The 23,536-nt window shown below is 72.9% G+C and carries 15 protein-coding genes; 9 read left to right on the top strand and 6 right to left on the bottom strand.

Translation table 11 applies throughout. The features are described 5' to 3' along the window. Window positions 1-52: 52 nt before the first annotated feature. Together OG776_RS13020 and OG776_RS13025 are read right to left on the bottom strand one after the other, a co-directional pair. Window positions 53-2,602 carry a polynucleotide kinase-phosphatase gene (locus OG776_RS13020; protein ID WP_148013270.1) on the bottom strand — a complete coding sequence of 850 codons (2,550 nt, stop codon included), beginning with the start codon at window positions 2,600-2,602 and terminating at the stop codon, window positions 53-55. Beyond that, entirely contained in the window at window positions 2,599-4,074 is a 1,476-nt protein-coding gene (locus OG776_RS13025; RefSeq protein ID WP_187285962.1) for a 3' terminal RNA ribose 2'-O-methyltransferase Hen1, read from the bottom strand. The genes OG776_RS13020 and OG776_RS13025 overlap by 4 nt, the downstream gene beginning before the upstream one ends. 354 nt (window positions 4,075-4,428) lie before the next feature. Here OG776_RS13025 and OG776_RS13030 point away from each other — a divergent pair, with 354 nt between their 5' ends. Next, window positions 4,429-5,352 carry an LLM class F420-dependent oxidoreductase gene (locus tag OG776_RS13030; RefSeq protein ID WP_329320740.1) on the top strand — a complete coding sequence of 308 codons (924 nt, stop codon included), beginning with the start codon at window positions 4,429-4,431 and terminating at the stop codon, window positions 5,350-5,352. A gap of 150 nt (window positions 5,353-5,502) precedes the next feature. Here OG776_RS13030 and OG776_RS13035 read toward each other — a convergent pair whose 3' ends face one another. The 4 genes from OG776_RS13035 to OG776_RS13050 form a co-directional block, all read right to left on the bottom strand. Continuing rightward, window positions 5,503-5,979: a DUF6099 family protein gene (locus tag OG776_RS13035; protein WP_329323702.1), complete on the bottom strand. Its 477-nt coding sequence runs from the start codon at window positions 5,977-5,979 to the stop codon at window positions 5,503-5,505. A 239-nt stretch (window positions 5,980-6,218) separates the two neighbouring features. Beyond that, the gene (locus tag OG776_RS13040) at window positions 6,219-6,530 is read right to left on the bottom strand and encodes a nucleotide pyrophosphohydrolase (RefSeq protein WP_329323703.1); all 312 of its coding nucleotides are present in this window, start codon (window positions 6,528-6,530) and stop codon (window positions 6,219-6,221) included. A 176-nt stretch (window positions 6,531-6,706) separates the two neighbouring features. Then, window positions 6,707-7,945 (bottom strand): ATP-binding protein, encoded by a 1,239-nt coding sequence (locus tag OG776_RS13045; protein WP_329320742.1) that lies wholly within the window; start codon window positions 7,943-7,945, stop codon window positions 6,707-6,709. A gap of 92 nt (window positions 7,946-8,037) precedes the next feature. Further along, on the bottom strand, window positions 8,038-8,427 hold the full coding sequence (locus OG776_RS13050; protein WP_148013274.1) for a cell division protein SepF: 390 nt from the start codon (window positions 8,425-8,427) through the stop codon (window positions 8,038-8,040). A 248-nt stretch (window positions 8,428-8,675) separates the two neighbouring features. Here OG776_RS13050 and OG776_RS13055 point away from each other — a divergent pair, with 248 nt between their 5' ends. The 8 genes from OG776_RS13055 to OG776_RS13090 all read left to right on the top strand — a co-directional run bounded on the left by OG776_RS13055 (window position 8,676) and on the right by OG776_RS13090 (window position 22,838). Continuing rightward, entirely contained in the window at window positions 8,676-13,004 is a 4,329-nt protein-coding gene (locus OG776_RS13055) for a bifunctional nitrate reductase/sulfite reductase flavoprotein subunit alpha (RefSeq protein ID WP_329320744.1), read from the top strand. 224 nt (window positions 13,005-13,228) lie between these two features. Then, complete coding sequence (locus tag OG776_RS13060) at window positions 13,229-13,648, top strand: TOBE domain-containing protein (protein WP_148013276.1); 420 nt, start codon at window positions 13,229-13,231, stop codon at window positions 13,646-13,648. A 103-nt stretch (window positions 13,649-13,751) separates the two neighbouring features. Further along, window positions 13,752-15,458 (top strand): hypothetical protein, encoded by a 1,707-nt coding sequence (locus OG776_RS13065; protein WP_148013277.1) that lies wholly within the window; start codon window positions 13,752-13,754, stop codon window positions 15,456-15,458. 331 nt (window positions 15,459-15,789) lie between these two features. Further along, entirely contained in the window at window positions 15,790-16,203 is a 414-nt protein-coding gene (locus OG776_RS13070; RefSeq protein WP_261994949.1) for a hypothetical protein, read from the top strand. Further along, complete coding sequence (locus OG776_RS13075; RefSeq protein WP_148013278.1) at window positions 16,200-16,856, top strand: hypothetical protein; 657 nt, start codon at window positions 16,200-16,202, stop codon at window positions 16,854-16,856. The genes OG776_RS13070 and OG776_RS13075 overlap by 4 nt, the downstream gene beginning before the upstream one ends. Window positions 16,857-16,858: 2 nt before the next feature. Further along, window positions 16,859-21,640 carry a putative T7SS-secreted protein gene (locus OG776_RS13080; protein ID WP_329320747.1) on the top strand — a complete coding sequence of 1,594 codons (4,782 nt, stop codon included), beginning with the start codon at window positions 16,859-16,861 and terminating at the stop codon, window positions 21,638-21,640. A 1-nt stretch (window position 21,641) separates the two neighbouring features. Continuing rightward, window positions 21,642-22,412, top strand: a complete 771-nt coding sequence (locus OG776_RS13085) for a hypothetical protein (RefSeq protein ID WP_329320748.1) — start codon at window positions 21,642-21,644, stop codon at window positions 22,410-22,412. A 276-nt stretch (window positions 22,413-22,688) separates the two neighbouring features. Further along, on the top strand, window positions 22,689-22,838 hold the full coding sequence (locus tag OG776_RS13090) for a hypothetical protein (RefSeq protein WP_187286088.1): 150 nt from the start codon (window positions 22,689-22,691) through the stop codon (window positions 22,836-22,838). Window positions 22,839-23,536: the final 698 nt, after the last annotated feature.

Raw genomic sequence — 23,536 nt, forward strand, 5'->3', positions numbered from 1 at the left:
GAGGACGAGGCCGTTCAGGCCGACAAGGGTTCCGAGGCCGCCGGAGGCACCGTCACAGCCGCGGATCCACCGGTTCGGACTCGAGGGCCAGGACGCCGAACACCGCCTCGTGCACCCGCCACAACGGCTCCCCCTCCCCCAGCCGTTCCAGCGCCTCCAGCCCCAACGCGTACTCCCGGATCGCCAACGACCGCTTGTGGTTGAGGAACCGCCCCCGCAGCCGGGCCAGGTTCTCCGGCCGGGTGTACTCGGGTCCGTAGATGATCCGCAGGTACTCCCGGCCCCGGCACTTCACCCCGGGCTGCACCAGCCGGCCCTTGGCGTCCCGCACGATCGCCTCGACGGGCTTGACGACCATGCCCTCACCGCCGCGCCCGGTCATCTCCAGCCACCAGTCGACACCGGCCCGCACGGACTCCGCGTCCCCGGTGTCCACGAACAGCCGCCGGGTCGTGCGCAGCAGCCCGCTCCCGTCGTGCTCGACGAGCCTGTCGATCAGCGCGAGCTGCGTGTCGTGCGGGAGCCCGGCCAGGCTGCGTCCCTGCGCCGCCAGGATCTGGAAGGGCGCGAGCCGCACCCCCTCCAGGCCGTCCGTCGTCCAGCAGTACCGCCGGTAGGCGTCGGTGAACGCCGCCGCGTCGGCGGCCCGTTCCCGCTGCCGCTCCAGCAGGTCCCGCACGTCCACGCCACGCGCCGCCGCCCCTTCGAGCGCCGCCAGCGCCCCCGGGAACACCGCCCCGGACGCGGCGCCGACGGCCGCGTACTGCGTCCGCAGCAGCCCGGACGCCTTGAGCGACCACGGCATCAGCTCGGCGTCGAGCAGCAGCCAGTCGGTCCCCAGCTCCTCCCACAGCCCCGCCTCGGCCGCGGCCTCCCGCAGCCGTCCGAGGATCTCCTCGGTGACCTCGGTGTCGTCGAAGAAGGGCCTGCCGGTACGGGTGTACAGCGCGCCGGTGGGCCCCTCGGCCACCCCGAACCGCTCCCGCGCCACCCCGGCGTCGCGGCAGACCAGCGCCACCGCCCGCGACCCCATGTGCTTCTCCTCGCACACGACCCGGGCCACCCCGTCCTCCCGGTACTGGGCGAAGGCCTCCTCGGGGTGCTCCAGATAGCCCTCCACCCGGGACGTCGCGGTCGGCGCCATCGTCGGGGGGAGGTACGGCAGCAGCCGCGGGTCGACCGCGAAACGGCTCATGACCTCCAGAGCCGCCGCCGCGTTCTCCTCGCGCACCGCGACCCGCCCCGCGTACCGGGTCTCCACGGCGCGCCGGCCCTGTACGTCCGCGAGGTCGAGCGGGCGCCCCTCGTGTCCGCCGGGCGCCTCGGACGCCAGCGGCCGGGCGGGCTCGTACCAGACCCGCTCGGCGGGTACGTCGACGAGTTCGCGTTCCGGCCAGCGCAGCGCGGTGAGCTTGCCGCCGAAGACGGCACCGGTGTCCACGCAGAGGGTGTTGTTCAGCCAGGTGGCCTGCGGCACCGGGGTGTGGCCGTAGACGACGGCCGCGCGGCCGCGGTAGTCCTCGGCCCACGGATAGCGCACCGGCAGGCCGAACTCGTCCGTCTCCCCGGTCGTGTCGCCGTACAGCGCGTGCGAACGCACCCGGCCGGAGGTGCGGCCGTGGTACCGCTCGGGCAGACCGGCGTGGCAGACGACCAGCCGTCCGCCGTCCAGGACGTAGTGGCTGACCAGACCGTCCACGAACTCCCGTACCCGCGCCCGGAACTCCTCGCTCTCCCCGGCCAGCTGCGCCACGGTCTCGGCGAGTCCGTGGGTGTGCTGGACCTGGCGGCCCTTGAGGTACCGGCCGAGCTTGTTCTCGTGGTTGCCGGGCACGCACAGCGCGTTGCCGGACCCGACCATGGACATCACGCGGCGCAGCACCCCGGGGGTGTCCGGTCCCCGGTCGACGAGGTCGCCCACGAAGACGGCCGTACGGCCCCGCGGGTGCACGCCGTCGACATAGCCCAACGTGTCGAGCAGGGTCTCCAGTTCGGCGGAGCAGCCGTGGATGTCGCCCACGATGTCGAAGGGTCCGGTCAGGTGGGTCAGGTCGTTGAAACGCCGCTCGGTGCTGACCCCGGCGGCCTCGACCTCCGTCTCGCCGCGCAGTACGTGGACCTTCCGGAAGCCCTCGCGCTCCAGGCTCCGCAGGGAGCGCCGGAGTTCGCGGATGTGCCGCTGGATGACCCGCCGTGGCATGTCGGCCCGGTCGGTCCGGGACGCGTTGCGCGCGGCGCACACCTCCTCGGGCACGTCGAGGACGATCGCGATGGGCAGCACGTCGTGCTGCCTGGCGAGCTCGATCAGCTGACGGCGGCTCTCCTGCTGCACGTTCGTCGCGTCCACCACGGTGCGCCGGCCCGCCGCGAGCCGTTTGCCCGCGATGTAGTGGAGGACGTCGAAGGCGTCGCCGCTGGCGCTCTGGTCGTTCTCGTCGTCGGCGACGAGGCCTCGGCAGAAGTCGCTGGAGATGACCTCGGTCGCCTTGAAGTGCCTGCTAGCGAAGGTCGACTTGCCCGAACCGGACGCGCCGACCAGGACCACGAGGGAGAGGTCGGTGACGGGCAGGACCCGTCCCCGGGTGATGTCGTCGCTGCTCATGCGGCCTTCCCCTCCTTCGTGTCCGGGGTGGTCGTGTTCAGGGAGAAGGTGGCCATCTGGGTGGGCGCCCCCACCTCGGGGTCGTCGGGGCCCACGGGGGTGAACCCCACCTCGTAGCCGTGCCGTTCGGCCACTTCGCGGGCCCAGCTCCGGAACTCCTCGCGGGTCCATTCGAAGCGGTGGTCGCCGTGCCGGCTGTGTCCGGCCGGGAGGCTCTCCCAGCGGACGTTGTACTCGACGTTCGGGGTGGTCACCAGGACGGTCCGGGGCCGTGCGGAGCCGAACACGGCGTATTCCAGGGCCGACAGCCGTGGTGGGTCGACGTGTTCGACGACCTCGCTGAGCACGGCGGCGTCGTAGCCCTTGAGCCGCTTGTCGGTGTAGGCGAGCGAGCCCTGCAGCAGCTGTACGCGGGCGGCCCGCCGGTCGCCCATCCGGTCCAGCTTGAGCCTGCGCGCCGCGACGGTGAGCGCGCGCATCGACACGTCGACGCCGACGATCTCGGTGAACCGCGCGTCCTTGAGCAGCGCCTGCACCAACTGGCCCTGCCCGCACCCGAGGTCGAGGACGCGTCCGGCGCCGCACGCGTCCAGCGCGGCGAGGATCGCGTCCCGCCGCCGCACGGCGAGCGGTACCGGCTTCTCCTCGGTGTCGGTCTCCTCGTCGACCGCGTTGTCGATGTCCTCGACCACGGTGTCGTCGCTCTCGGCGAGCCGGACCAGCTCCAGCCGCTCCATCGCCTCGCGCGTCAGCGACCAGCGCCGGGAGAGGTACCGGCTGGTGATCAGCTTCTGCTCGGGGTGGTCCGCCAGCCAGCCCTCGCCCGCCCGCAGCAGCTTGTCGACCTCGTCGGAGGAGACCCAGTAGTGCTTGGCGTCGTCGAGCACCGGGAGCAGGACGTAGAGGTGGCGCAGGGCCTCGGCGAGCGTCAGCCGGTCCGACTCCAGGACGAGCCGGACGTACCGCGACGCGCCCCATTCGGGGAAGCGGGCGTCCAGCGCCACGGCCTCGGCGTCGACGGTCCAGCCGAGCGGCTCGAAGAGCTGACGCACGAGGTCGGCGCCACCTCGCGCGGGAAGCGCGGGCACTTCGATCCGCAGGGGCAGCGCACGCGCGGGAAGGTCCGGCCTCGCGGCGCACTGGCCCCTCATCGCGCTGGAGAACACCGCGCTCAGGGCCACGGCGAGCAGGGACGAGGCCGCGTACGGCCGGTCGTTGACGTACTGGGCGAGCGCGGCGTCGGGCGCGCCGCCGCGGCCCTTGCCCTTGCCGCGCCGGACCAGCGCCACCGCGTCGACCTCCAGCAGCAGCGCGGCCGTGCACCGCTCGGCGGACGCCTCGGGGTAGAGGACGTGCGCCGTGCCGTAGGAGGTGGAGAACATCTGCGCCTTGTCGGGATGCTTGTGCAGCAGGAATCCGAGGTCGGTCGCGGGGCGCTCCGGTTCGCCGGTGGTGCTGATCGTCAGAAACACTGTGGTCTGCCTCGAAACGTCATCTGATGGCCGTGGGACTTCCGTACGAGCGCGACCGCGCGCTCCGGGAGGCATGCTCCCCCGGCGGCGTCCGTCCCAGGTGTCCGGTGCCGGACGGCGGGGGACCGCGGCGGGGAGGAACGCGCCGTGCCGTACCTCCGGCGCGCCTGCCCAACGTACAGCGAACCTCTTGGGCGGAGCCGGGAATTTTCGCTGGTGGCGGCCCACCCCGGACGGGCGAGGGCACCGGGGGCGGGCGGTCACGGCCCCTCGTGTCCGGATCGGCACGGTCGGTGACGGGCGGGGCGGTGGTTCCGGGTGGGACGGGTGTTGTGACCGGTGCATGATGGATACATGGATCTTCGAGTCTTCACCGAACCGCAGCAAGGGGCGACCTACGAGACGCTGCTCCGCGTCGCCAAGGCCGCCGAAGACCTCCACTACGGCGCTTTCTTCCGCTCCGACCACTACCTGCACATGGGGTCCGTCGACGGGCTCCCCGGACCCACCGACGCGTGGATCACGCTGGCCGGTCTCGCGCGCGAGACCGAGCGGATCCGCCTGGGCACCCTGATGACGGCCGGTACCTTCCGGCTTCCCGGCGTCCTCGCCATCCAGGTGGCGCAGGTCGACCAGATGTCGGGCGGACGGGTGGAGCTCGGGCTCGGCTCCGGCTGGTACGAGGCCGAGCACGACGCGTACGGGATTCCGTTCCCCAAGGAGAAGTTCGGCCGGCTGGAGGAGCAACTCGCCGTCGTCACGGGCCTGTGGAACACGCCGGTGGGCGAACGGTTCACCTACGAGGGCGAGTTCTACCGGCTCAAGGACTCCCCCGCGCTGCCGAAGCCGGCGCAGCCGAAGGTGCCGGTCCTGATCGGCGGCCACGGCGCCAAGCGGACACCGGCCCTCGCGGCGCGGTACGCCGACGAGTTCAACATCCCCTTCGCCTCCCTCGAGGACACCGAGCGGCAGTTCCGGCGGGTACGGGCGGCGGCCGAGGAGGCGGGGCGCAGCGGGGACGACCTCGTGTACTCCAACGCGCTCGTGGCCTGCGTCGGCAGGACCGACCTGGAGGTGAAGCGGCGGGCGGACGCCATCGGACGCGACGTCGAGGAGCTGAAGGCGAACGGTCTCGCGGGCTCGCCCGCGGAGGTCGTCGAGAGGATCGCCCAGTTCCAGGGCGTCGGTTCGCAGCGGATGTATGTGCAGATGCTCGACCTCGACGACCTGGACCACCTGGAGCTGATCGCGTCCGCGGTGATGCCGCAGCTGGTGTGAGGGTCCTGGGGGCGGCCCCTCCGCCCGGGGTCTGCCGCGCCCGGACCCCCGCTTCGGCCTGAACGGCCTCATCCCCAAGCGCCGGACAGGCTGGAGATGCGGGCCGGCACCGGATCGTTGCGGCCCGGCCGGGCGGCGGGGGCGAAGAACCTACCCCGTCGCCCACCCCCGCTCCACCACCCCCCGGTCCCGGTCCGCCAGCCGTCTCAGCATCTCCAGCACCCGGTCCCGGGACTCGTCCGCCGCGTCGATCGCCTCCATGCACTGCCAGTACGTCCCCTGTTCGTCCGCCGCGCAGGCGACACCGACGAGAGCGATCCCGACCTCGGCGAGCAGCCCGCCGAGACACAGCAGGGCCTCCCGCGCGTCACCCAGCTCGGTGAGCCGCGCGGCACGCAGATCGGCGAGGTCGCGCGGCGCCGCGTCGAGCACCCCGCACCCCCGCCCCGCCAGCTCGGTCAGCCCCAGCGCCTCGCCCCGCAGTTCGGGTGGTCCCGAGACCGCGAAGCGGCTGCCTATCGCCTGGGCGAGGGCCTGCGCCTGCCACGCCTCCGCCACCACCTCGTCCGTGTCCCCGCTCCCGGCCAGGGCACGTCTGCTCGCCACGATGAGCCGCACCGCTTCCATGCGCTGCCCCCGTCTGTCCCGACGCACTCGTCGCACGTCCGCCCGAACTCCCTTGTCCACTACCCAGAGTGAGTTCTCGCGCGACGAAAAGCCAGAGGAAGCCCGAAATCTGTGGACAGAGAATCGAATGTAGACAACTCAACGACTCCGGAGAGTGACAAACGGTCGGGGCGGTCTCCCCGGGGAGCGTTCCTCGGAAGCGCCTCACCCGCGTCGGATCCCCGGCGGCGGCCGCCCCGCTAGGGCGCCCCGGGCACCGGAAACCTCCGCTCGTTCCGGTCGATCTTCGCGTCGAGCGCCGCCAGCGCGTCGATGCCGAGCACCTCGCACAGCTGCAGGAGATAGGCGAGGACGTCCGCGACCTCGTCGGTGACCCGGTGCGCGCTGTCCGCGTCGTCCATCACCCGGGCCGACTCCTCCGGGGTCAACCACTGGAAGATCTCCATGAGTTCGGACGCCTCCACGCTCAGCGCGGCGACCAGGTTCTTCGGGGTGTGGAACGGCCGCCAGTCGCGCGCGGCGGCGAACTCCACCAGCCGCCGCTGCAGCATCGGCACGTCCAGTCCGCCGGTGCCGGCCCCCGCACCACCACCGGCACCCACGCCCGTGCCGGCGGCGGCACCGGTACCCGTCCCGGCCCCACCCCCGTCCCCGGGCTCCGCATCCACGCCCCCGCCGGCACCCGCACCGGGACCCCCGCCGCCGTCTTCGTCCTCGCCGATCTCTCTCACGGCGTCAGGTCTACCACCGTGACGCCCTCCACGCCGTCCAGCCCGTCGGCCCCGCACACCCGCGCGGCGTCACTCACCGCACCCACCAGCCGGATGTGTCCCCGCTCGCACATCCGCGCCGCCAGCCGCACCAGTTCACCGGCCTGCCGGACGTCCAGCCCGCGGTCGAGACCGTCGGCCAGCACGGTCAGGGTCTGCAGCGCGGCCGGGACCTCGCCCACCGGGTCCACCTCCAGCACACCGGGGCCGGTGAGCAGCACCAGCGCCAGCGCCAGGTATCGCAACTCGCCGTCCCCGAGCAGCCCGAGATGGCTGCGGACGCCGTCGCCGCGGTCGAGCAGCGCGCGGACCCTGCCGTCGCCGAGCGGCTCGGCCAGGACGTCCGCGACCGGGCCGGCGCATCCGGCCCGTACCGCCGCGACCAGGTGCGCGTACCGGTGGCCGCACTCCGAGCGGGTCCGCCACAGGACGTCGGCGAGGTTGTCGCAGCCCCGGAGCAGTCGGCCCGCGCCGAGCGGGGTGGCGTCCCGCATCCGCCGCGGGCTCGGGTCGCAGGCGTACACGGACCGCAGGGCGACGACCATCTGCTCGGCGGCGGCGAGGACTTGGCGCTCGCCCTCGGTCCTGCCCGCGAGGCGCAGCGGCAGCAGCGCGGTGCCGAGGCGGTCGTCGGGCAGCGGGGCCCGGGTGACCGCGGAGGACCCCGCCGTGTGCCAGGCCGCCTGGACCGCCGGGCGCCCCGGGTCCCGCAGCGCCGTCTCCAGCAGGGTCAGTCCACCGGCGGAGAGCCGTTCGCCGACGATGCGCAGTTCGGGCTCGGCCTGGACGGCGACGTCGAGCCGCACGGGTCCCCGGGGGCCGTCGACCGTGCAGCCGATGCGGAACCCGCGGCGCCGCTGGGCGTCGGGACGGGCCCGCTCGGGCACGCAGGCCACCGGGTCCGGGAACACCTCGTCCAGTTCGGCGCCGCCGCCCAGCCGCGCCAGTGCCTCGTACGCGCGCAGGGCGGCGGACTTGCCGCTGCCGCTGGGTCCCGCGAAGAGGGTGAGCGGTCCGAGCGGGAACCGGGCACGCCGGTGTGCCGCGAAGGCCGCGAGCCGCAGCTCGGTGACGCCGGGCCGCTCAGGGGCCGGCGCGGCGGGGCCGCCGTACGGCCCGGCCTGGACAGGTGCCGACTCGGCCTGGGTGCCGGACGATTCGGCCGGGGCGGGGGCCGCCAGAGATGACAGGGTCATATGTGGACGGTAGGACCCCGCCCCCAGGGGAACCGTTACACCCCGACGACCTTCCTACGATCGAGGGAACCGCGCCTTCCGGATCGTCCGGCTCAGATGCCGGGCACGCCCGCACCCTCCATCAGTCCCCGCACCTCGGTGCCGGGGGGTGTCAGCAGGAACACGTTCCGGTCGACCCGGTGCATCCCGCTGGCGAGCCCGAAGACCACGCCGGTGCTGAAGTCCAGGACCCGCTTGGCGACCTCGGTCTCGGCGCCGGTCAGGTCGAGCAGGACGGGGATGCCGGACATCAGCGTCTCGGCGACGTCGCGGGCGTCCGCGAACACGTTGACCCGCAGGACCACGAAGCGGCGCCGCGTCTCGGTCTCGGCCTCGGGCATCGACCGGTGGCTCACCGCCGAGGGCCAGGCGTCCCGGCCCCGCAACGGAACGACCTGGGCGAGCCCTTCCCACTGCTCGTCGGTGACGTCGTGGCTGCTCACTGGCCCACCCCGTCCTGGCTCGCACTCGATGTCTGCACCGGGCAATTCTTACGCATGGTCACCCGTTCGGCCGAACAGCGACACGGTCCGCCACTCCTCCGACCGTCATTTCCGGGGCCTCACACGGCCCGTCACACGGCTGTGCAGCGCGCGTAACCCCTCGCGATCAAGGGCCGTGACATCGACGTAACGGGCAATTCGTACGCTCGGCCGCGGCACGCACCGGCGAGAGACGAGAGGGGCCGTCCGTGACGGCACAGGGTCCACAGGCCGCCACCGAGCAGGTACGGACCGTCTGCTCGTACTGCGGTGTCGGCTGTGGTCTGGTCCTCGACGTCGGCGCCGGTCCCGACGGACGGCGTACGGTCCTGAAGGCGTCCGGTGACAAGGCGCACCCCGCGAACGCGGGCCGGCTGTGCACCAAGGGCGCGACGACCGCCGACATGCTGGCCGCGCCCGGGCGGCTGACCACGGCGCTCCTGCGGACGGAGCGCGGCGGGGAGGCGAAGCCCGTGCCCGTCGACGCGGCGCTCGCCGAGACCGCCGGACGGCTGCGCGCGATCATCGACGAACACGGGCCGGACGCGGTCGCCTTCTACGTCTCCGGGCAGATGAGCCTGGAGGCGCAGTACCTGGCGAACAAACTGGCCAAGGGCTTCGTGCGGACGAACCAGATCGAGTCGAACTCCCGCCTGTGCATGGCGAGTGCGGGCGCCGGATACAAACTGTCCCTCGGCGCCGACGGTCCCCCGGGGTCGTACGACGATCTCGACCGCGCCGACGTCTTCCTCGTCATCGGCTCGAACATGGCGGACTGTCACCCGGTTCTCTTCCTGCGGCTCATGGAGCGCGTCAAGGCGGGCGCCCGGCTGATCGTCGTCGACCCGCGGCGCACCGCGACCGCGGAGAAGGCGGATCTGTACCTGCCCGTCCGGCCGGGCACCGACCTCGCGCTCCTCAACGGCCTGCTGCACCTGCTGCACGAGAACGGTCACACGGACGCCGGGTTCATCGCCCGGCACACCGAGGGCTGGGAGGCGATGCCCGCGTTCCTCGCCGGCTATCCGCCCGCCGTGGTCGCGGGGATCACCGGTGTCCCCGAGGAGGACATCCGGACGGCGGCGCGGCTGATCGGCGAGGCCGGTGCGTGGACGAGTTGCTGGACGATGGGCCTCAACCAGTCGACGCACGGCACCTGGAACACCAACGCCCTGGTCAACCTGCATCTCGCGACGGGCGCCATCTGCCGTCCGGGCAGCGGGCCGTTCTCCCTCACCGGGCAGCCCAACGCCATGGGTGGTCGCGAGATGGGGTACATGGGGCCGGGACTGCCCGGACAGCGGTCGGTGCTGGTGGACGAGGACCGGTCCTTCGTCGAGGAGTTGTGGGGGCTGCCGGACGGGACCGTCCGCGAGGACGGGGTGGGGCGGGGCACCGTCGAGATGTTCCGGAGGATGGCCGACGGCGACATCAAGGCCTGCTGGATCATCTGCACCAACCCCGTCGCCTCCGTCGCCCACCGCCGCACGGTCGTCGAGGCCCTGGAGGCGGCCGAATTCGTCGTCACCCAGGACGTGTTCGAGGAGACCGAGACCAACGCGTACGCCGATGTCGTCCTGCCGGGCGCGCTGTGGACGGAGGCGGAGGGCGTCCTCGTCAACAGCGAACGCACCCTGACGCTGGCCCGGCCGGCCGTCGATCCGCCCGGCGAGGCGATGGCGGACTGGCGCGTCATCGCGGCCGTCGCCCGCGCGATGGGCTACGAGGAGGGGTTCTCGTACGAGAGCGCCGAGCAGGTCTTCGAGGAGATCAAGCGGGCCTGGAACCCGAGGACCGGGTGGGACCTTCGGGGTGCGTCGTACGAGCGGCTGCGGGGCGGGCCCGTGCAGTGGCCCGTCGCCCGGGCGGACGGACCCCGGCGCAATCCGATCCGGTACGGGCGGGGGGCGGAACTGTCGTTCCCCACCGCGAGCGGGCGTGCGGCGTTCCACGCACGGCCGCATCTGCCGCCCGCCGAGATGCCCGACGACGACTTCCCGTTCGTCCTCAACACCGGCCGGCTGCCCCACCAGTGGCACACGCTGACCAAGACGGGGAAGGTGGCACGGCTCAACAGGCTCAACCCCGGCCCGTTCGTGGAACTGCACCCGCGGGACGCGGAGTCCCTCGGCGTCACGGAGGGCGACGCGGTGGAGGTCGCCTCCCGGCGCGGGCGGGCGGTGCTCCCGGCGGTGGTGACCGAACGGGTGCTGCCGGGCTGTGTGTTCGCGCCCTTCCACTGGAACGACCTGTTCGGGGAGTACCTGAGCATCAACGCCGTGACGGGCGACGCGGTGGACCCGGTGTCCTTCCAGCCGGAGTTCAAGGTGTGCGCGGTGTCGCTGACACGGGTGGCGGCCGCAGTGGAGCGGGGAGACCCCGGCGTACGGCCGGGCCACCCCCTGGACGAGCCCGGCGGGACGGCCGGGCACGGGGACGCCGTCGCACGCGCGCGTCCCGCCGCCCCTCCCGCGGACGGCGGCCCCGCGGACCTGTCCGCGCGCGGCCTCGGCCTGGAGCCCGCGCCGCCGCCCGTCCTGTCCTCCGCCGAACGCCTCTACCTCACGGGCTTCCTGGCCGGGCTCGGCTCCGGTCTTCCCGGCGTCCCCGTCCTCCCGCCGGACGCTCCCCTCACCCCCGGGCACACGCTCTGGGTCAACGGCGCGCTCGCCGGGATGTACTCCCGCACCACGCCCCCGTCCCCGCCGCCCCCGGCTCCGGCTCCGGCTCCGACGACCGCATCCGTAGCCGGAGCCGGGCCCTTGTCCGGGTCCGGATCCGGGTCCGCATCGATCGCGGCCGGCCGTGAGGTCCTCGTGCTGTGGGCCTCGCAGACCGGGAACGCCGAGGAGTGCGCCGCGTCCGCCGCCGAACGGCTCGGCACGCACGGGCACCGGGCCCGGCTGGTCGGCATGGACGAGACGGACGCCGGTTCGCTGGCCCACGGCGCCGATCTGCTCTTCGTCACCAGCACGTTCGGGGACGGGGACGCGCCCGACAACGGATCCGGCCTGTGGGACACGCTGTCCGGCCGGGAGGCCCCCCGCCTGGACGGAGTGCGTTATGCCGTGCTGGCGCTCGGCGACTCCTCGTACGGCGACTTCTGCGGCCACGGGCGTCGACTGGACGCACGGCTGCGCGAGTTGGGCGCCGAGCGGCTGACCCCACGCACGGACTGCGAACCGGAGTACGAACCCGCCGCGGACGGCTGGCTGCGACGGGTCCTCACCGCGCTCGGCACGGCGGCAGCACCCTCTGACCCCAGCACGGCGGCAGCGCCCGGCACCGGCGCCGGAGCGGCGCCCCGACCCGGCGCGGACGCGGCGCTCGGACCCGGCGCGGACGCGGCGCCTCCCCGTCCGCCCCGGCCCGACGCGGGCGCGGAGCCGCCGGAGGCATCCCGCGCGGCCCGGTCCGGGCCGGCCGCCGGTACCGCCCGGCTCACCGGCAACCGGCTGCTGAGCCTGCCCGGCGCAGGCAAGGAGGTCCGCCGGTTCACCTTCGACACCCGGGAGAGCGAGAGCCCGCTGACGTACGAGGCGGGGGACGCGCTCGGCGTACGGCCCGTCAACTCCCCCGGGCTCGTGGCCGAATGGCTGGAACTCACCGGAGCGCACGGGCCGACTCCGGTCGAGATCGAGGGCGTCGGGGAGGTTCCCTTCGAGGAAGCACTCCTGCGGCATCTGGACATCACCCGGATCACCCCGGCCCTGTTGCGCTTCGTGAGCGAACGTCACCGGGACGGGCGGGAGTTGCGGAAGCTGTTGCGGCCGGACAACAAGGACGGGCTCGCACGGTGGTCGTGGTGCAGGCAGTCCGCGGACGTGGTGTCCGCGCATCCGGTGCGCGCCCCCGCGCACGAGTGGGCCGGGGTGTTCGGCCGGCTGCGGCCCCGGCTGTACTCGATCTCGTCCAGCCCGCTCGTCGATCCGCACCGGGTCGCCCTGACCGTCTCCGTCGTGCGCTACGAGAACCCGGCCGGCCGGCCGCGCGGCGGGGTCTGCTCCCCCTTCCTGGCCGACGCCGGGCCGGGGGCGCGCGTGCCGGTCTTCGTCCAGCGGTCACCGCACTTCAGGCCACCGGCCGACCCCGCGACCCCGATGGTGATGGTGGGCCCCGGCACCGGGGTGGCGCCGTTCGTCGGCTTCCTGGAGGAGCGTCGGGCACTCGGTCACCGGGCGCCGAACTGGCTGTTCTTCGGCGAGCGGCACCGCGCCACCGACTTCTACTACGAACGCGAGCTGACCGCGCTGCTCGAAGACGGCACGCTCGGCCGCCTCGACACCGCGTTCTCGCGGGACCGGCGCGCCAAGGTCTACGTGCAGGACCGGATGCGCGAGCACGGGCCCGAGCTCTGGCGCTGGCTCCAGGGCGGCGCCAGCCTCTACGTGTGCGGGGACGCGGCACGGATGGCCAAGGACGTCGACCGCGCGCTGCGGGACATCGCCGTGGCGCACGGCGGCCTGGACGAGGCGGAGGCCGCCGCCCACGTCAGACAGCTCGCGGCGGACAAGCGGTACGTCCGGGACGTGTACTGACGGCGCGAACCCGGCGGAGGGCGCATCGGGACCCGGGGCCGGGACGCGGACCCGAGGCTGGGACGCGGAGCCGTGTGCCGGTACCCGGACCTGACCACGCGGGTGGATTCGGGGAACCCGGCCGCGACGCGCGGGAGACACGGCCCGTGACGTCCGTCCCGTACGGCGCGCGGCACACATAATTGGCGCAAACCGACCATCCGGACCGCAATCGAGGCGCACCCATGAGCCTGAGCATCCGCAACCAGCTGCCCGGCACCGTCACCTCCGTCACCTCCGGCGCGGTGATGACGACGGTCAGGCTCCGTCTCGACGGCGGCCAGGACCTGACGGCGGCCGTCACCACGGAGGCCGTCGAGGATCTGGGCCTCGCACGGGGCTCCTTGGTCCGCGCGCTCGTCAAGTCGACGGAGGTGTCCCTGGCGACCGGTCCGGTCGCCGGGGTGAGCATCCGCAACCAGCTCCCCGGCACGGTCACCGATGTCGCCACCGGCGGTGCGATGGCCCGCGTCCGGCTCACGGTCGCGGGCGGTGAGCTGACCTCCGCGATCACCAGGGACGCGGTCACCGAACTGGGCCTGGCCGCGGGCTCGCCGGTCGTGGCGCTCATCAAGTCCACCGAGGTCTCCCTCTCCCACGCATGAGCCTCCGACGCGCTTCTTACCGCCCTCACACCGGACTCTTCACGTCCACCCGCACCCCCTTCAACTGCGGGACATACCGTCCCAACCCGTGTACCTGGCAGACATGAGGCCGTCCACCATCCGCCTACGGGCCCGCACCGAGGCACCTTCGGAAGAGGCGCCCGCTCAGTGGCACCGCGTGCTGACGCTGCTCGCCGACATCAGCCTCTTCATCGGCACCCGCCCGATGTGGACGGCGGCGGCGAGCCACCGGCTTCCCGTCGCCGCGGTCATCTCGGTCTGCTACGCCTCGATCCTGGTGACCGGCGTTCTCGCCCTGGTCGCCCGCCGCTCCCGCACCCTGGCCCGCCTCGACCTCGTCGTCCTGGTGACGGCGGTGGCGCTCGCCGTGTGCGGGTACGCCATGTACCACTCGGGAAGTGACGAATCGGTCCTCACCGCGCAGGCCGCGCGCGAGTTCGTCGCCGGTCACCGGGTCTACGGCCAGCCGTGGCCGTGGCTCTTCGCCCAGCACGGCATCGCCCTCACCCCGACGATGACCGGCGGCTACGACTTCACGTACGGGTACCCGCCGTTGCCGCTGCTGCTCACCGCGCCCCTGCTGTGGGTCGGGCACGGAGCGGCCCCGGCCGTCCTGGTCAGCACCGCGGCCCTGATCGTGGCCACGGTCGTGATGTGGCGGATGCTGCCCGTGCAGTGGCGCTCGGCGGCCACGCTGGTCTGTCTCGGTCTCGGCCTGCTGCCCGCGTACGCCCGGCTCGGCTACCCGGCGATCGTCGCCTGCGCCCTGCTCGTCCCGGTGGTGGTGGGCTGGCCGCGCATGGGGTACGGCGGCCCGGCCGACTGGGCGCGGGCGGCGTGCCTGGGCGCGGCCTGCGCCTCCCAGCAACTGCCTTGGTTCCTCACGCCCTTCCTGCTGGCCGGCGTCCACGCCCTGCGCCGGGCCGATCTGGGCCCGCGCGGGGCAGCGCTGGCCGTGGGCAGGATCGCCGGCGTGGCCGCCATCACCTGGCTGCTGATCAACGCCTACTTCATCGTGAGCGAGCCGCGCACCTGGCTCGGCGGGATCCTGCTGCCGCTCACCCAGAAGGCCAACATCCACGGCCAGGGCCTGGTCGGCGTCTCGCTCTACTTCACCGACGGCAGCGGCCGGCTGGCCTGGTACTCGCACGCCAGTCTGCTCCTGGCCGCCGGTCTGCTGGGCCTCTACGTCCTCTTCGTACGGCGGCTCGGGCCCGCGGCGACGGTGCTGCCCTGGTGCGCGTTCTACGTGGCGACGCGCTCCCAGGACGGCTACTACCTGATGATGACGCCGCTGTGGCTGGCCGCCGCCGTCACCGCGCCCCCGCAGGCCTTCGCGGCCGCCTGGCAGCCCCGGCCCGCGCCGCTGCGCGGGCCGCGCGGACAACGCGCGCGCATCGTCGCGGCCGTGCTCCTGCTGGCCCCCGCCGCCGCGGCGGCGACGCTGGCGGTGACGGGCTCGCCACCACTGCGGATGGAAGTCGTCGGCGCGCGCCGGGCCACGAAGGCCGTGACCGCGCTCACCGTGCGGGTCACCAACCTCGGTGACCACGCGCTCAGTCCGCACTTCACCCTCACCACCGGCCAGGGCATGAGCCGCTACTGGTCCATCGCCTCCGGCCCGGCCACCCTCGGACGGCACGCTTCGGCCCGTTACGAGATCCTGCCGCCCGACGGCAGGTTCACCCTCCCCGGCTCCGGCGTACGGATCCGGCTGCGCGCCGTCTCCGCCTCCCCCATGACGCTGTCCAGCACGGACATCCGGCTGACACCCACGAGCCCCCGCTAGCGCCGCCGGTCCGGGTCTGGTCCTGGTCCGGGTCCGGCGAGGCCCCACGAACAGCCGCCTGGAAGGGCCGTCGCGGAAACCCGGCCGGACCGGCGCGCACGGGCCGCCGTCGGGCGGACCTTCACGGAATCCGACCACGGCGCCCTGCCCGGAAGGCGAACCGTCTCCTCCTTCCCACGCGTCCCGCTCTATGGTGCGATCAGTCACCCAGGACGCGCGATCAGTCACTCAGGAACGGGGAGGAACCGTGCGGCAGCCGGACGGGAAGCTGGCGGAGCGCATCGCCGACCGGAGACGGGGAGGCGACGATCCACGCGCCCTGGTCGGTGAGATGCGCCGCTCGGTCCTTCTGGTTCCGGTGGCCGACGGCGGTCTCTGGTCGGTGCGTTCGGGCGGGGTGCGGTGGATCTGCGGGTTCACCGACGAGACCGCACTGGCCAGGTTCGCCCTGCACCACGCGTCCGGCGAACAGCCCGTGGACTACGCGGCGTTGCTGGGTGCGCGCATCGTCGACGAGATCGTCCCCGCACTCGGCGAGCCCGCCGGGCTCGCCGTCGACATCGCCACCGAGGACGGGTCGATGTTCTTCCCGCCGGTCGTCGGCATCGTGCCGGACACGGCCGCCGTCGACGCCGGTACGCCTGCGGCGCAGGCGGGTCCGGGCGCGCCGGACGCGGGTGAGGACGCCGTCGGCGCGGACGGGGACGCGGGAGCGGACGCGAACGGAAGGGAGGCTCGGGCATGAGCGGCGACGACGCGGACCTGCGTCTCGACAAGGCCTCGGTCACCAAGTTCACCCAGGGCATGGGGGCGACGATCGACCAGCTCGGCGAACTCGGCGGCCCCACCGGCGCGGTGCTGGGAAAGGGCTTCTCGGGACTGTCGATGAACGGGATGGAGGCGGGGCACCACGGCCTCGCGGTCGACTTCGAGGACTTCTGCGAGCGCTGGGAATGGGGGGTGCGCGCCCTGGTGCGGGACGCCTCCGCGATCGCGAACCGTCTGGGGCTCGCGGCGGGCACGGTGTGGGAGGAGGACCAGTACATCGCGGGCTCCCTCAAGGTGGGCGCCAACTCCCTGTTCGGCGGGAACCCGCACGCGAGCGAGGAGGACATCGCCAAGCAGGACTGGGGCGACATCTTCACCCCGGACTACCTGAATCCGGACTGGAGTGCCGAGTCGTTCGACAAGGCCGGCCAGGACATGGAACAGACCTGGAAGGACACCGGCCGCACCGTGCTCACCGAGGGGCAGGGCGGCCGTCAGTCGGAGCTGCTCAACCACGCGTTCGGCATCTCCGACGACCAGTGGAACCAGGCGCTGGACGACACCTTCGGCCCGTCGCCGGACGAACGCGCCCAGCAGGAGCCGTCGCAGGGCGAGTCCGGGGGGAACTGAGCGTGGGCATAGGCGACTTCATCAGTGACATCACGCCCGACTCGGTCGAGGACGCGATCGAGGACGGCGTCGAGTGGGCGGGGAACCGGGTCGAGGACGCGGGCAACTGGACCGCCGACCGGCTCGACGACGTCGGCTGGGAGTCCGGCGCCGACTGGGTGCGCGAGCAGTCCCGTTCGGTCGCCGACCGGATGGGCGCCGAGGTCGACGAGATGGACCTCGGGCAGACCGAGGACAAGACCAAGCTGATCTACGGCAGTCCGGGCAAGCTCAACGCCACCGCCGAGAAGCTCCGCGCCTTCGAGTCCTCCTTCGACGGGACCGGCGACGGGCTCCGCGGCCTCGACTCGTCCCGGCTCAAGGGGGAGACGGCCGAGGCGCTGCGCACCGCGGTGGGCACCCAGCCGCACCGGTGGTACTCCGCCGCCAACGCCTGTGTGAAGGCGATCAGCGCGCTCGACGCGTTCGCCGGCACGGTCACCTGGGCGCAGGGGCAGGCGCAGACGGCGATCGACAAGTGGAAGGAGGGCGTCAAGGCTTCCGAGGACGCCGCCGACGCCCACCGCAAGAAGATCGACGACTACAACAGCGCCGTCGACCGCTACAACGCCCAGCCCGCGGACAAGCGTGACCCGGCCTCGCTTCCGGCCAGGCCCGCGGCGACGTTCGACGACCCCGGCAAGAAGCTCATGAAGGACGCGCAGGACATCCTCACCGAGGCGCGCAGGCAGCGGAACTCGGCGGCGGAGACGGCGCGTTCGGCGATCCGCGCCGCCCGCGACCTGGCTCCGGAGAAGCCGTCGTACGCACAGCAGGCGGGCGACGGGCTCCAAGAGCTGCAGATCATGAGCGACCACGTCGGCGGCGGTCTCGTCAAGGGGACGGCGGGGCTGCTGAACTTCGTGCGCGGCATCGACCCGATGGACCCGTACAACCTCACGCACCCGGCCGAGTACGCCACGTCGCTGAACAGTCTGGCCGCCGGTCTGGTCGTGGCCGCGAACGACCCGGTCGGCACCGGCACCCAGATGGTCAAGGACTTCATGAAGGACCCGGCCGAGGGGTTCGGCCGGCTGATCCCCGACATCGTGCTGACCGTGGCCACCGACGGCGGTGGAGCGGCGGTGAAGGGCGCGCGTGCCGCCGAGGACGCCGCCGAGGCCGCGCGGCTGCGCAGGCTGGTCGACGACGCCCCGGACGGGACCCACCACCGGCCGGACGGCGAGCGCCTCACCGACGGCACCGACCCGGTGGACCTCGCCTCGGGCCGTATGTTCCTGCCCCAGACCGACCTGGAGATACCGGGCGTCCTGCCGCTGGTCCTCACCCGCCGCACCGAGTCCGGCTGCGCGACCGGCCGCTTCCTGGGGGCGGCCTGGCCGTCCACCGTCGACGAGCGCCTGGAGATCGACGCGATCGGTGTCGTCCACGTCACCGCCGACGGGCTGCTCGTCCCGTACCCGCACCCGGTCCCCGGGCTGCCGACCCGGCCGACCCGGCCGTCCACGGAGAGGTTCCGCACGCTCCTCTCCCGGGACGCGGACGGTGACTACACCCTCGCCGAGCCCGACGGCGGCCCGGTCCGGCACTTCGCCGCCCCGGCCGCGGTCGAGCCGGGGGGCGACGGCACGGCCTGGCTGTCCGGTGTCACCGACCGGTTCGGCCACAGCGTCACGGTCGACCGGACCGAGGACGGCCTGCCGCTGGCCCTCGTCCACTCGGCGGGTCACCAGGTGCGGCTGTCGACCGCCGACGGCCGGGTCACCGCGCTGTCCCTGGCCGGCGCGGGCGAGAACGGCGCGGACCTCCCGGTACTGGGCTACGGGTACGAGGACGGCAACCTCACCACCGTCACCAGGCCGTCGGGCGCCGTCACCACGTTCCTCTACGACGAGCACCGCCGTGTCATCGCCTGGACCGACTCCAACGGGCACCGCTACGACTACGTCTACGACGACGCCCACCGCGTCGTCGCCGAGGGCGGCGAGGCCGGGCACGTCCAGATCACCCTGTCCTACACCGGGCCGGACCCCGCCACCGGCCACCGGACGACCGCGCTGACCACCGCCGACGGCCGCACCACCCGGCATCTGATCGGCCCCGGCTGCCGCGTCCTCGCCACCACGGACGCGCTGGGCCGCACGACCCGGTTCCGCTACGACCCGAGCGGCAACCTGCGCTCCCGAACCGACCCGCTCGGCGCCACCACCTCCTTCGGCTACGACGAGGACGGCCGGCTGCTCACGGTCACCGACCCCGACGGCGGCGAACAGCGCCTGGTCCGGGGCCCGTTCGGGCTGCCGGTGGAGGCCGTCGGACCGGACGGCTCCCGCCGGACGTACGAGTACGACGCGTTCGGCAACCGCACCGCGGTCACCGACCCGGCGGGCCTCACCACCCGCTGGGTACACGACGCCGCCGGCCGTCCGGTCTCGGTCACCGACCCGGTCGGGGCCACGACCCGGGTGCGGTGCGACGCGGCGGGACTGCCGGTGGAGGTGACCGGGCCCGACGGCTCGGTCCAGCGCACCGAGCGGGACGGGTTCGGCCGGCCGGTCCGCGTCACCGGCCCCTCGGGTGAGATCACCGCTCTGGAGTGGAACGAGGACGGACGGCTCGTGCGCCGCACCGACCCGGGCGGCGCCACGCAGTCATGGACCTGGGACGGCGAGGGCAACTGCCTCACCCACACCGACGCGTCCGGTGGCGTCTCCCGCTACGAGTACACCCACTTCGACCTGCCGCTCGCCACCACCCGGCCCGACGGCACCCGTTACACGTTCACGCACGACAACGACCTGCGCCTCACCCGCGTCACCGGACCACAGGGGCTCACCTGGGACTACGTGTACGACGCGGTCGGCGACATCGTGTCCGAGACCGACTTCGACGGACGCACCCTGACCTACCGCACGGACGCCGCGGGCCGGCTCGCCGAGCGGGTCGACGCGCTCGGCGGCACCGTCTCGTTCGTACGCGACCGGCTCGGCCAGGTGATCCGCAAGGACGTCGACGGCCGGACGACGACCTACGGCTACGACAGGGCGGGACGGCTGCTGGAGGCGGTGGGCCCGGACGGCGAGCTCCGGTACCAGTACGACCGTCGCGGACAGGTCAAGGTCGAGCTGGTGGACGGCCGTCCGCTTGTCCACTCCTACGACGAGCTGGGCCGCCGCAGGCGCCGCACCACCCCGACGGGTCACGTCACCACCTACTCCTACGGCGTCGACGGACGAACCCGCCGGCTCACCACCGGCGGCCGGCACATCGACTTCACCCACGACTCCGCGGGCCGCGAACTCACCCGCGTGCTCGGCGGCGCGCTCACCGTCACCTCCGACTGGGACGAGGCCGGGCGACTCCGCGCGCAGCACATCAGCGCCGGGGAGCGCGCCGTCAACAGCCGTTCCTACACCTATCGCGCGGACGGCCGCCCGACGTCCGTCACCGACGGACTGTCGGGCACCCGCACCTTCGATCTCGACCCGCTCGGCCGGGTCACCGCCGTCCACGCCCGGCGCTGGACGGAGCGGTACGCCTACGACGACACCGGCAACCAGACCGCGGCGTCCTGGCCGGACAGCCATCCCGGCAGCGAGGCCACCGGACCACGGGCCTACTCCGGGACCGGCATCACCCGTGCCGGAGGCGTCCGTTTCGAGCACGACGCGCTCGGCCGGGTCATCCTGCGGCAGAAGACCCGCCTCTCCCGCGGGCCCGACACCTGGCGCTACACCTGGGACACGGAGAACCGCCTCACCTCGGTCATCACCCCCGACGGGACCCGGTGGAGGTACCGCTACGACCCGCTGGGCCGGCGCACCGCGAAGCAGCGGCTGGCGGCCGACGGCGAGAGCGTGGTGGAGGAGGTCCGCTTCACCTGGGACGGCCTCACCCTGTGCGAGCAGACCACCAGCCGGCCGGACGCCCCGGGCACCGTCGCCCTCACCTGGGACCACCGCGACGTCGTCCCGCTCGCCCAGACCGAGCGCATCCTCACGGCCGACGCCCGGCAGGAGGAGATCGACCGGCGGTTCTTCGCCATCGCCACGGACCTCGTCGGCACACCGACCGAACTCGTCGACGAGACGGGCGACATCGCCTGGCGCACCCGCAGCACGCTCTGGGGCGCCACGGCCTGGGCCCGGGACAGCGGTGCCTACACCCCGCTCCGCTTCCCGGGTCAGTACTACGACCCCGAGACCGGGCTCCACTACAACTGCTTCCGCCACTACGACCCGGAGACGGGCCGCTACACCTCTCCGGACCCCCTCGGGCTCGGCCCCGCGCCGAACCCGCTCGGCTACGTCGACAATCCGCACACGGGGTGCGACCCGCTGGGCCTCATGCCCAAGTACACGAAGGAGGAGAAGGCCCAGAAGGCGCGGGACGACGCCCTGAAGGCCATGGACGACGTCATCGAGAGGGCACGGGACGGGAAGATCAAGAAGGCGGGCAACTACCACGCGGACGACCACGGGTTCACCGAGGACATGGTCATGGACATCCTCAAGAAGCCGGACGCGGTGTACCACTCGACAGCGGGCAGCGGAAACCTGATCTTCCGCAAGGGGGAGGACATCGTGGTGGTCCGCGCCGACCGGACCGGGGCGGGCAACGTCATCACGGCATACGGTTCGTCCGGGATCAAGGGTCCCTCCGGAGCCGAGGCGCTGGGCGGTCTGCGGACCGACCCCGGTTCGCCGATCACGCACGAAGACGTGGTGGAGGGCAGGATTCCGGCCAAGAACGGCTATATGCCTCCCGCAGAGAGGGTCAGATGACGTGGCATCCACCATGAGCGTCACCATCGACGACGACTGGACCGCGACGGTGACGGGCACTCCCCTGCACCTCGCCCCGCGTTTCGACTTCAGGGACTTCCGGGTGCGCGTCGGGAGGTACGCGAACGTCGAGGAACGCGGCCGGTTCCTTCTCGACACCTTCGGCAGCGGGCCCTGGCTGTGGGACACGCCCGACGAGCTCCGGTTCGACAAGGAGCGGCGGGAGCTGGTCGGTGCCGAGTTCCAGATCGCCGGTGAGGCCGCCGACCCCGAGGACTCCGCCCGTCTCCCCGCCGCACCCCCCGTCCGTCCGGGCGGCCTGCGCGCGGACGACGCCCGGGACTTCCGCCTGGAGGTGGCCTCGGAGCTCTGCCGCGCCCCCGGCGACGCCGTGCTGACGTGTCTGCGCGATCTCGACGTCCTGGACGAACCGCTGGACGCCCGCGTCGGCATCGCCCCCGGCCTGGCGCTCGTCGTCCAGCACGGCACCGTCGTCGGCTGGAGCCTCACCGATCCCGTCCGGTATCTGACGACCGGGTTCGCCGACCCGGATCCGGGTCCCCCCGCGCCGGCCACACGGCTCCTGTTCACCGCGTGCCTGGACGTGATCACCACCCCGCTGCTCGACGAGGTGAGACGCGGGGACCCGGCCGCGCTGGCCGGGCTCCGGCGGCTCGACGAGAGGCTGCGCGGTCAGCGCGAGGACCGTCACCGAGCCGACGCCCTGCTCGCGTTCATCGGCGAACTGGTCGAGGACCACGCCGGCGGATGACGGCCGCCCGCGCCCTCGGCACCGGCACCGGCACCGGTCGATAGCAGGGCGATTTTCGGACGGATCGATAAACGGAATTGTTTATTCAATGAGTGGCACCGATGAACAGGCGGAACGGCCGTGACGGCATCATGGGCGTGCAGAAAGATCGCCGATCTTGAAACGGGTTCCGTTCACGCCTGGGAAACCGCGGAAGGGCTCACCGGAAACATCCTGGTCGACCCGGCGGAATCGGTCGCCAGACCCTGCACGCCGGAGGGTATTCCCCTGGGTGAGATGCTTCTCGACAAGAGTGCCGGGACCGTGGAGAACCCCGCCCCGGACCAGGAACTCCGTCACGTTTTCCTGATCATCGCCTCGCTGATCTTTCTGGAGACGGAGCGGCGGGGCCGGCTGCCCGACAGGATCACGCGCACCTACTGGTAGGGGCCGCGCCACCGCTCGCGGAGTGGGACCCCGCCCCGCCCCTGGCCGCACGGCGTCGCCCATGTCCGTACGTCGGACGGGAGTTGAGTGTCCTTCAGGTGTCCGGGTCCCGGCGGTCGGGGTGCGCGGTCACCGGGGCGGCGCTCCTGGAGCGGGCGCCGCGGAACGCCTGCCGCAGCTCATCGGTCACCGCCGCCCGGAAGACACGCCCTGACCGGGGGCGCCGCCGCGGCACACGGCGGCTCCACCGCGCGCGCGGGAGATCACCCGCTCGGCGGGCGTGGCCGGAAACCTTGAGCACAAATTACACACAACCCTCTCTTCATACCGGCCTTGATGGTCTAGATTGACCGTGCTTCAGCTGTTCGGAGACGAGGCGATCAACAATGATCTTTAGTTCCGGCGCTATGGAAAGCCTGTAGCAAGGCTCTACTGCACCGGACGTGGGGGTGATCAGTTCTTGGAGCCGAGAGGCGGCTTCGGATGCGGGGGCATCCGGGGTTTCGACGGGTTCCCGTACGCCTCGCCGCTCCGGCGGGCCGTACGAACCCGCCGCCGCCGGGACGAGTTGTTCGAACAGCTCTGACGGAAGCCGGGAATGTCATGCGCGGGAGGCTGGGGGCCTCCCGGAGAACTGTGCGGGAGGGCGGGGGCCTCCCGAGGGGAGGAACAGTTCGGGAGGCGGGGGCCTCACGGCG

The sequence above is a fragment of the Streptomyces sp. NBC_01689 genome (genome assembly GCF_036250675.1).
Taxonomy (GTDB): Bacteria; Actinomycetota; Actinomycetes; order Streptomycetales; family Streptomycetaceae; genus Streptomyces.